Raw genomic sequence first — 2868 nt, 5'->3', positions numbered from 1 at the left:
AAGAGATACAGCTCAATTTTTTGTTCAGCACTCGCGGTGGCACTGATGTTATCGAGTACAGCATGAAATTCCCCTAACAAGCCTCTGTCTCGTGCTAGTCCATACACTTGGCTGGCTTTAACAAGGTTAACAAAGCTTGTGTGGTACGTTTCGATATCTTCACGCAAATGCGTACTGTTGGCCAAACCCAGACCATTCAGCACAGCATTAAGCTCAGATTCAGACGCTAAGAATTTTTTGTAATTTACGTCGAACTTGTCGAGGTATTTCAGATCACTGCGAAGTAAGAAATCTTTCTCGTTACGACGAAGGTTTAGCAGTCGCACTTCAAGTTCTTTGGTAATTTGTTTGGCTTCGCTCATTTTAGCGGTGGTGTCCGCAAATTGAGATGTGGTAAACAACAATGAAATCATGCCGAAGATGGAGAACACCCCCAACGAATAGAGCTTTTTCTTTATATTCATATACATGGCTCGTCTTTACTAAATTAACTATAAGTATCTAATTGATCGCATCAAAGCATGGATATATGGCTAGTGCGATCGAGTTATTGTTATGATTTTTTATCAGTAATGGGGTTGAGTTTTTGCAGCGGCCCTGCCCGCCAGTAGTGACATCATCAATACATTCAAACAAAGAAGACCCAACCCATTAACGACAGATTAATCAATAACACATTTTCGCTACATGTACATTAATAGAATTATAAAACTGAGAGACAGATATTTGACGGGGTATAAATAGCTGAACGCCTTGCTATTAAGGCTTTGAATTAAAACAGTTTGGGCAATTATTGATCTGACGGCTGTGAATGACATTTTTTTGGCTCATCAGCGGAGCAAGAACGAAGAGCAATATTGGGAGGTTTTGACTTGTTTTTTAAACGGTGAGTCCATCGATTGGTGATTGTATAGTCGATCGAAAACGGCGAAAAAATGGACCTACTCAATTCGAGTCAGGTCCATTTTTAGATTTCTTAATCAATCGCTTTGTAGCTAATAAGTTAGGGTTCGAACTTAAGGCTGACTAAAACGCTTTTACCATCTTAGATAGGCACTTTAGTAATACCGCTTTCTCATCTTCTTCGATGTCTTGCGTTAATTCATTAACTAGGCTCAAGTGAAGCTGATTGTGGTGAACGTGAATCTTCTGCCCTTCATCAGTTAGAGCAACCACGATTGCACGACGGTCCGTTGGGTGTTCATGGCGTTCGATCAATTCGGCTTTAACCAGCTTTTCGATTTGAACGGTCAATGTACCCGTGGTGATGCCCAGCTTTTCAGCGAGCTCTTTCATTCTTAACGCGCCATGCATACCAAGTACTTCAATGGTGTGTACTTGAGCCAGGGAGTAACCCGTCTCTTTGACTACAGACTGTTCCCACGAAGACATTTTATCGTAGAACTCAGTCAGTATTTGGTTAAGCTGTTCTATATTTCGCATGGTCGTTTGAATGCACTTCAAGAGTAAGATGATTAATCTTATCAAACTTGGCGAGCATTTGTTTATATTCAGAGACGGTTTTATCACTGTTTGATTCAAGAGTAATCGCTGCCGAATAGTGATGTCCACTCACCTTCCACATATGGAAATCGGTGACAGACGCATAAGGCGTTAAGGTTTCGGTCACTGAGTCACGATAATCTTGGTCGATATTCTCATCAAGTAGGATTGGGCTGGTTTGTTTCATCAGGTTCATCGTCCACTTAGCAATCACGAATGCGCCAACCATTCCCATTGCTGCATCTAACCAGTTCCAACCGTAAAACTTACCAAACAGCAGCGCAACAATCGCAAGCAGCGAAGTTAGAGTATCCGCCAACACATGCATGTAGGCTGCGCGTAGGTTGTGATCATGATGGTGTCCGTGATGCTCGCCATGTTTATGACCATGGTCGCTGTCGTGCTCATGGCTATGTGAATGACCGTGATTCTTACTATGATTGTTACTATGATCGTGGCCATGCTCGTGTCCGTGATCATGATGGTGATCGCCAAGTAAAAACATACTCACCACATTCACAGTTAAACCAATACAAGCAACGATGATCGCTTCATTGAACTGAATCGCTTGTGGGTTAAAGAAGCGATGCACTGATTCCACGAGCATCAACAATGCCACAATCCCCAATGCAATCGCGCTGGTGTAGCCCCCTAACACGCTGACTTTGCCGGTACCGAAAGAGAAACGTTCGCTCTCGGCATGTTTCTTCGCATATCGGTATGCAAACAAAGTGATACCAAACGCTGCAGCATGCGTCCCCATGTGCCAACCATCGGCAAGCAATGCCATAGAGCCATAAATAGTGCCCGCAACAATTTCGACAACCATGGTAACGACGGTCAATAACAGGACATAGAACGTGCGTTTCTCACCTTGGCTGTTATGTGAAGAAAAGTGGTGTTGGTGACGTGTTGGAAAACTCAAAATGGCGTCCTTAGCTGATGTTTGTGGTTAGATTATCGTTTTTAATAAAAGCCCTTTGATTGACAAGTAATTTGACAATCAAAGTAATTAGTTGAAATTTAGTTTGATTATCAAAGTTTGTCAACGGCGAATTTGGTTTTCGAAATGGGACGAAAATGAATAAGGCTCACTTAATCAAGAAATAAACTCTGGGGCAGGTCTCTGATTTTGAGTAAAACACTAGCCCTGATCACGGCTCCACTATTCCTCTAAGTAACTAGAATTCATACCCAGTAGTCCTCTGAGTTAATACAAAATTGGTATTTTCTTTCTAAACAAATAGAAACTAAAGAAAGGACATTACCTTGACTAAATTAACCAAAACCGTGTTAGCAATGAGCGCACTCAGCGTTGCTCAAGGCGTCGCTGCGGCAGACCAACCGAACATTCTTGCTATCTGG

2 protein-coding genes and 1 pseudogene are annotated in these 2868 nt (G+C 42.2%); all 3 read right to left on the bottom strand.

All coding sequences use genetic code 11. The annotated features are described in order from the left end of the window. Nucleotides 1-413: pseudogene (locus tag AB4496_RS26600) on the bottom strand (methyl-accepting chemotaxis protein); the annotation flags it as partial. Nucleotides 414-1026: 613 nt separating this feature from the next. Further along, on the bottom strand, nt 1027-1443 hold the full coding sequence (locus AB4496_RS26595; protein ID WP_102258515.1) for a MarR family winged helix-turn-helix transcriptional regulator: 417 nt from the start codon (nt 1441-1443) through the stop codon (nt 1027-1029). Beyond that, nucleotides 1421-2428 (bottom strand): CDF family Co(II)/Ni(II) efflux transporter DmeF, encoded by a 1008-nt coding sequence (gene dmeF / locus AB4496_RS26590; protein ID WP_102258516.1) that lies wholly within the window; start codon nt 2426-2428, stop codon nt 1421-1423. Before dmeF ends, AB4496_RS26595 begins: the two co-directional genes overlap by 23 nt. Nucleotides 2429-2868 lie beyond the last annotated feature (440 nt).

This window comes from Vibrio sp. 10N.222.46.A1, assembly GCF_041473595.1.
Lineage (GTDB): Bacteria > Pseudomonadota > Gammaproteobacteria > Enterobacterales > Vibrionaceae > Vibrio > Vibrio tasmaniensis_A.
Note: the sequence above shows the minus strand (reverse complement) of the source record. Positions and strands in the feature narration are given on the sequence as shown.